The organism is Thermogutta sp., from assembly GCF_014359955.1.
Taxonomy (GTDB): domain Bacteria; phylum Planctomycetota; class Planctomycetia; order Pirellulales; family Thermoguttaceae; genus Thermogutta.
In genome coordinates, this window is sequence record NZ_JACIYL010000147.1 from 1 (window position 1) to 7,466 (window position 7,466).

Sequence of the window (7,466 nt, forward strand, 5' to 3'; positions counted from 1 at the left end):
CAGCCCCTTCAGCTCAATGTGGTGCACAGGGGTTTCCACTGTGCCCTGGAACTCTATCAGATGGGGAAGACCGGCGGCCTCAATTTTTGCCTCCTTCAGATTGACCCCGTCGGGCGGATAAAGATAGAGGATTCCCCGTTCGGCATCGAGATACCATTCGCCGGGGGCGTCCAGCTCCTCAAAAACGTTTTCCACAAATCGGTACTGTGGATGCGGCGGCGATGGCCGATTGTTCTGCCATCCTCCTTCCATTTCCAGCCGCCCGTCACTGGTCTTCCCTGTGATCCGCCAGTGCATATCTCCCCACAGGGCACGATGCATGGCGTGAAAGAAAGCCCCTCGCGGATCAGCCCAACGTGCCACGCGTTCCGGGGCGATGCAGTCCGCCGCAAATCCCTGGAAATACTTCGCTGAGGGATCATAGTTGGGATACCGCGCGAGATGCTGCCGCTCCCCATTGATGAACAACTGGTCGAATTTCAGCCCCGGTGGCACCCGGGCCTGGACGATTTGTCCCCGGTAAGGCTGGAAATCAAGAACCAGGCGGCACCCACCGCTGATGATGACCTGGCCCTCCTCGGCCGCCTCATATCGGATCGGTGCGTCCGCCGATCCCGAATCGGCGGGCGTGAAAACAAGTGTTTTCTCGAGGTAATAAGTGCCGGGCAGAATCCGCACGACAATGGGCTCCCGCCCGCGCGCCGGATGCCAGGCCACCGCCCGACGCGCTCCCTCCAGCGTGGCCAGCGGAGAATTTCGCGTGCCAGCCGCCGCATCGTCTCCATGGGGCGCCACCCAAAGCTCCGCGGCAAGACCGGGAATCGCCGTCACAACCACAATCGCGATAAGACATGCCGGCACAACGCGTCTCCAACTGAAACTCATGGACATTCTCCCGTATCGATTGCGGAACTGCTCCACTTGATGGACAGCGGCCAATCCAACGCTGGAGCACCAGTCGCGGTCGGGGCCATCCATGCATTCCCATAACCGCACAATGGGCCGTGGGTGAGGTCGCCGCGCTAATCGCGACCGACCAGCCACTTTTCCCAAACTGTCCCCCAAATAGGCCTTTCTCCTCTTCCCTGCGGTGCCATCTGCCCTAAAACCCATCGAAGAGGGAATGGATTATCCAACCAAAAACCGGACGTGACAAGCACGTCTCTCCAAAGAGAGAAGGAACGGGCTCGTCCGGCCCGGTGAAAACCACGTCTCGTCCACCACTGGACGGCGGACAGCTGGGTCCCTCCGGCCGGGGATATGGCAGACAGGTTCCACCAGAGTGAAGCTCGTGGCACCAGGCCTTTTTCGACGTTGCCCCTTTCCCCGGGCGGCAAAGAGAAGGTGAGACCCAACTGGGCGATTTCCTGATTGGCTTGCATAATGCTGGTGCACAAGTACCATAATGCCGTTTAATGTCGTGATTTGGGGGTCGCTCAATCCACGGTTGGAAATGCCCTTGCCCGAAAGGCCCTCGCCATGATCGCACATATCCAGCATGGCTCCGGTGCGGAACCCCCGCCTTATCGCGGAAGCACAGGCTACGTGCTGTTGCTGACCGTTGTCGCTGCCCTGGGGGGATTACTGTTTGGATACGACACGGCCGTCATTGCAGGCGCCATCGACTACCTCACGGAACACTTTCAGCTTTCACCGGAGCTTAAAGGCTGGGCGACCTCGAATATCCTGCTGGGATGTGCCCTCGGCGCGGCGGTGGCCGGGCCGCTCGCGGACTATCTGGGCAGACGCTGGGTGCTGGTGATTTCTGCCATATTCTTCGCCATTTCGGCTATTGGCACGGCCATTCCTACCACGCTGACACAATTTGTTCTTGCCCGGATGCTGGGCGGCCTGGCGGTCGGAGCAGCCGCCATCGTTTCGCCCCTGTACATCGCCGAGATTTCTCCTGCCCACCTCCGGGGAAGGCTGGTGGCCCTCCAGCAAATCGCCATCATCTCGGGGATGGTGGTCGTCGCCGTTGTGAACTGGCTCATCGCGCTGCAGGGAGATCATGCCTGGAATGTGACGATCGGCTGGCGCTGGATGTTCGGCTCGGAAACGCTGCCCGCCGTCCTGTTCCTCGCCTGTCTGACCCTCGTTCCGGAAAGCCCTCGCTGGTTGATCAAGATGGGCAGAACGGAGGAGGCCCTCGCCGTACTCACCCGGCTGGCCGGTCCGGAGCGGGCAAACTGGGAAGCGGCGGACATTCAACGCACTGTGGCAGAAGAAACCGGTCGATTGAGTGAACTGCTTCGCCCCGGTTACCGGCGGATTCTCGTCATCGGCGTCATCCTTGCGATCCTTCAGCAGGTGACCGGGATCAACGCCATCGTCTATTACACGCCCAGCATCTTTCGCAGTTCCGGCAGCACGGACATCTGGGCCCTGTTCTGGACGATCATCACGCAGGCCGTCAATCTGACCTTCACTCTGGTCGCCATTGCCGTGGTGGATCGATTGGGGCGAAAACCCCTTCTGCTCCTTACATCAACGGCCATGGGGACTTCTCTTGTGCTCCTGGGCTGGGCATTTCATCAGCAACTGCCCAACACCTGGGTTGTGGTGTTCGTCCAACTGTACATGGCGTCCTTCGCGGTGGGAATGGGACCGGTGGTGTGGGTGGTGCTGGCGGAGATGTTTCCCACCCGAACACGCGGTCTGGCCATGGGAATTGCCACCGTGGCCCTGTGGCTGGCCGACTTTCTGATCACGCAGACCGCCCCCATGATGTATGCGGCGTGGGGGCCGGCCTCGGCATTCTGGACGTATGCCGTGATGTGTGCAGTGTGCCTGGTGTTCGTCCTGCTGTTTGTACCGGAAACAAAAGGCAAGACGCTGGAAGAAATCGAGCGGAGCTTTCTGGGACTGGAAGCGACGACGAGCAGACAGGGCTGAACCACCCTTTTCACCCCACCAGGAGCGTCAGCGCAAGGCTCCGGGAAGGATGGAGAACCGGCGCGGCGGCTCGGTCTGCGGAACCGGAAGGACGGATTCCTCCTCACCGAACGAAGGGATGTTGGGCAGACCCTTGGTGCCTGCCTGACGTTCCAGGGCACCCCGGACGCCCAGCAATTCCGGATGGCGGGCGATTTTGTCGCTGAACACACGAAGATCGCTGATCACCGGTCGGAGATCCTGCGTCAACTGCTGCACGTTGGTCATGGTGCGATCGAGTTTTTGGTAGAGTGTGGGATCCCGCACGAGACGGCCGAGCGTGGAATCGTCGCGGTTCAGGGTTTCACCGAATTCCGCAAGCTGGGCAGTCACACGCTCCAGGTTTTGCAAACTGGTATCCAGCCGGCGGATCATCGCGGCTCCGTTCTCCGCCAATGGGGCCGTCACCCCGCGAAGGTTGTCCAAATTTTCTCTCGCCACGCGAATCGTCTGGTTGGCTTCGTCCAGGGTGTGACGCAGATCGTCCACCACCTGGGGCACGCGGCTTAGCGTATCCTTCAGCCGCTGTTTCAGTTCCGGGTCTCCCACGATGTCATTGGCGTTACTCACCGTTTGCTGGGCAAGCGTCACTGTTTTGTTGGCATTGGCGAGCAGATCCTTCAGTTGCTGTTCGTTATCCGTGAGAATGCGATTGACGGAGCGAACCGTGTCGCCCAAGTCGGCCGCCGTCTGGTTCACTGAATTAATCGCCGTTACCAGCCGCTCCTGAAGGTTGGTGAGAATCACAATGGGATCTGGGGGGACGATTCCCTGCATGACATCGCCTTCCTTGAGAGGTTCGGTCGAAGCGTTGGGGTCCGGGGAGAGCGAGATCTCCAGGGTGGAATCCCCTAGCAATGCCCGATTCAGCCGACACACTTCATTGCGGCGAAGCACGTATTTGCGCTCGACGCGGGCGGTGACGAGCACATTCCCCTCGGGAGTCAGTTGCACGTCCGTCACGTGACCGATGACGATCCCGCTTTTCCGCAGGGGGGAGCGTTCGGCCACACCGGGGGCCTCGGGGAAGCGGATGTAGATGGTGTATTCCGCAGGAAAAGGCCAGCGCCATTCTCCAAACGTCACCAGTAGAATGGCCGCAATGAGAATGGAGGCTAGCACCATCACCCCAATTCGAAACTGCATGAGCCGTTCATCCATGGACCGACTCCTCCGCAGATTGTGCGTGATTATTTTCTTCGCGAGCCATTTCCATCAGGCGCTCGCCCGCTTCGCCGCGAACAAATTGAATGACCCGGCGATCGCTGGCTTTTTCGATTTCTGCAGCCGGGCCATCATAGAGGATCTGGCTCTCTCCGGGTTTGAGTCGGGCAAGCGGATAGAGCATGACGATGCGATCGCATACTTTGGTGGCCGTTCGCATGTCATGGGTAACAATGATACTTGTAACAGGATGCTGGCGCCGGGTGCGGAGGATGAGTTCGTTGATCACATCGCTCATGATGGGATCGAGTCCGGTCGTGGGCTCGTCGTAGAGCATCAGTTCCGGCTCCAGGGCGAGAGCCCGGGCAAGGCCCACGCGCTTCCGCATCCCGCCTGAGATCTCTCCCGGCTTTTTTCGAAGGACGCTGAGGGGAAGTCCCACCTCCGCCACCCTCGCCCGAACGATAGCCTGTATCTCGTCTTCACTCAATTGCCGGTGCTGGCGGAGCGGAAAAGCAATATTCTCGCCAATCGTCATGCTGTCAAAGAGGGCCGCGTTTTGGAACACGAAGCCCATCCGAGTGCGTTCCCGGGCCAGTTCCGCAGCACTGAGGCGGAAAAGGTCCTGACCGTCGAAGAGAACTTTTCCCCGCGTCGGGCGCTGGAGGGCCACGAGTGTTTTCAGGAACACTGTTTTTCCGCAGCCGCTTTCTCCCAGAATCGCCACCGTTTCCCCACGCCGGATCTGGATGGAAATATCGCGCAGCACCATCTGGCGGCCGAAGGTCACCGTCAGGTGGTCCACTTCCACCAGGACATGGCCGTCAGTCGGAGCGGCGGTGGCTGTCGGGCTGACGTGGGGTTCTGTGGCATAGGTCATGACGGCTGACGAACGTCGCACCTCCGAAGTGTCACTGGGTAATCTCGCATTAAATCAACCGCGGGCCCTGCGGAAACAGCACATTGTAGAGCGCATCGAAACCGATTCCCAAAAGCAGATCCAGAAGCAGGATCGTCACGAACGAATGGACAAACGCGTAGGTGGCAGCGCGGCCGACGCCTTCCGCGCCCGGATCACAATGAAAACCATGGTGGCAACCGATCACGGCGATGGCGCCTCCGAAAAACAGCGTTTTGGCCGTTCCCGAGAACAGATCAAACCACCCCACATAATTTGCGGAGTTCTGAAGGTAATAGTAGGCGTCGATGTGCAGCAGGTAAACGCTGTAATAGTATCCCCCGACCACGCCCATGAAGTCGGCCACCAGCGTGAGCGCGGGAATGAGCACCAGGCAGGCAAGAAACCGGGGAACGACAAGGTAATGGATGGGGTCCGCCCCCATGACAGCCAGGGCGTCGATCTGTTCCGTGACCCGCATTGTGCCCAACTCGGCCGCCATCGCACTGCCCACCCGACCGGCGAGCATGGTGGCGGCCAGGACCGGCCCAAGCTCGCGGACGAGTGACATATTGATGACCGCCCCCAGCCGGGTTTCCAGGTTGAGCATTTTGAACTGGGCGTAGCTCTGCACGGCGAGGACCATCCCCACAAATGTCCCAGTGAGGGCCACCACCGGGAGGCTGAGCACCCCGATCTGATAAAAATTCCAGATAATCGTCTCCCGTCGAGGGCGCCGGATGACAAGCCAGCGGAGCGTTCTCGCGAAGAACAGCGAAATGCTCCCCAGCCCGACGATCCAGTCCATCGTTCGGGCACCGACGTCCGCCACCCATTGGGCAAAGTTGTTGAGCATTCCCCCGGGTACACCGGGGAGTCCGTTGGGCGAGCGTAGTGAAGCTGTACTCACCGCATGCCTCCGAGAGAGCCTGGACGATCTGCGTGGGGTCAGACCTGTCCCACAAGTGCGCAATGCCCCTGCTTTCTCTTCGACTTTATCGAATGTACGGCTTGAGACAAACGTAGGGGCAAGACGGTTGGTTCAAAAAAAACGACACGCTAACGTCCCGACAGAACTGCCAAATCAACCTGCGGACTACATATTGCCCGGAGTTTTTATCACCCCCTAGCCCCCTGCTCACTGCCGGGTAACATTGCCCGATCCTGCGAAAAGGGACCCTTCAGGGCAGCGGAAGCGGTGGCTCGGCCGCATATTCTTCATAAAGCTGAGGGATTTTTGCCTCTGCTGTGCGTCCCTTGTGGAGAATGACGCGGTAGCGGAGCTCGATGCTTTGGCCCTTCCCCAGAGTGTAAGCGCCGCTGACATCGGAGCGCCCGACAAAATCATGCCAGCCGAACGGGTTGGCCGCGAACAGGCCGTAGGTCCGCACGTGCCAGTAGGTAGGAAACCGAAAACTGCTGGGGTGATTGAGCACGGCGATTCCGACGATCTCCCCGTCCACGGGCCCTGAATAGTCAACCCATTTCGCCTTCTTTCCCCAGGCGTCCTTGTCCTCTTGACCTTCGCTATTCACGATTTTTCCGCCTTTTTTCGCGTCCACGGTCATTGAGTCGGCCACGCGAAGCCCGAATGTCCCCTCTTTGGTATCGCCGAACGTGACACTGGGCGCAACGGCCGAGAGACGGATGGCGAAATCGATGACACGGTTCTCGCCAAGCGGGTAAAAGAGCAGCTTGCGGACATCGTTGAGGAGGACCGTTCCATCGGGCGCGACCCAATCGTTTCGGGTGACGACGATCCCTTTGGTGCCCCCCTCGAGAGTCAGAAACTCCCGATGAACGATTTTGCCTCGGCCGGGGGCTTCTTCCCAAAAACTGATGCCGTTTACATCACCATGGGTAAACCACAGGGAACGCTGGTGGGGGTGGTCGTGTTTCTCCCCTTCGCCGGGGCCCATGGGCCATTCGCGAGTGAAAGGCTTGCCCGTCGGGCCGATGATCGGCCAAACGTAGGGCTTGAATTCCCCATCGGCCACATAGGCTGCCCAGAGTTCGCCGTTCCCCAATATTTCCACCCCGTGATCGGTTTTCTGAATGGAAAAAGTCACAGCCGAAGACGGCTCTCCGCTGACCCCACTTCTTGAGAGCATCATGACAGCCGCCAGGGGTATCGCCACCATCAGGATGCACCGCCAGCACCAAAGGGATGTCGCCGCACTCATGGAAGTCTCTCCTTGATCCGCTAAAATAGACGCCAACTTTATCCCGTGACTGACAGAGATTGTAATCCGGAGCCGCCGGTATTGCTATCGAGCGCGTCCAAGGATGCGGAAGCGAGGTTGCCTCGGGTTGCCGGCCATTGCTCCAAGTCAAAAGCCGACGGGGCAAAGGTTCTGTGCGAGAAATAGGTTTCGTTCGCGTAAATTGAAGTCCCTCCACGTAAGATGAATATAGGGAGGGACCTGGCTGGGAAAGTGAGGAAGGGGCGACTCCCCTCTTTGACATTGAG

General features: G+C 59.4%; 5 protein-coding genes and 1 pseudogene. 1 reads left to right on the forward strand and 5 read right to left on the reverse strand.

The window, feature by feature from the left end:
- A pseudogene (locus tag H5U08_RS06535) lies at positions 1–885 on the reverse strand (signaling protein); the annotation flags it as partial.
- 594 nt (positions 886–1,479) lie between these two features.
- Between H5U08_RS06535 and H5U08_RS06540 the strand changes: the two are divergent.
- The gene (locus tag H5U08_RS06540; RefSeq protein WP_297031439.1) at positions 1,480–2,895 is read left to right on the forward strand and encodes a sugar porter family MFS transporter; all 1,416 of its coding nucleotides are present in this window, start codon (positions 1,480–1,482) and stop codon (positions 2,893–2,895) included.
- A 27-nt stretch (positions 2,896–2,922) separates the two neighbouring features.
- On the opposite strand, the gene H5U08_RS06545 is transcribed toward H5U08_RS06540, so the two are convergent.
- From H5U08_RS06545 to H5U08_RS06560, 4 genes are all read right to left on the reverse strand, one after another.
- A complete protein-coding gene (locus H5U08_RS06545) occupies positions 2,923–4,095 on the reverse strand; it encodes an MlaD family protein (RefSeq protein WP_297031441.1) in 1,173 nt (390 codons plus the stop codon).
- The gene (locus tag H5U08_RS06550) at positions 4,088–4,999 is read right to left on the reverse strand and encodes an ABC transporter ATP-binding protein (protein ID WP_297031442.1); all 912 of its coding nucleotides are present in this window, start codon (positions 4,997–4,999) and stop codon (positions 4,088–4,090) included. The genes H5U08_RS06545 and H5U08_RS06550 overlap by 8 nt, the downstream gene beginning before the upstream one ends.
- 28 nt (positions 5,000–5,027) lie before the next feature.
- Positions 5,028–5,804 (reverse strand): ABC transporter permease, encoded by a 777-nt coding sequence (locus H5U08_RS06555; protein WP_237260247.1) that lies wholly within the window; start codon positions 5,802–5,804, stop codon positions 5,028–5,030.
- 373 nt (positions 5,805–6,177) lie between these two features.
- Positions 6,178–7,179 (reverse strand): PmoA family protein, encoded by a 1,002-nt coding sequence (locus H5U08_RS06560; RefSeq protein WP_297031444.1) that lies wholly within the window; start codon positions 7,177–7,179, stop codon positions 6,178–6,180.
- Positions 7,180–7,466 lie beyond the last annotated feature (287 nt).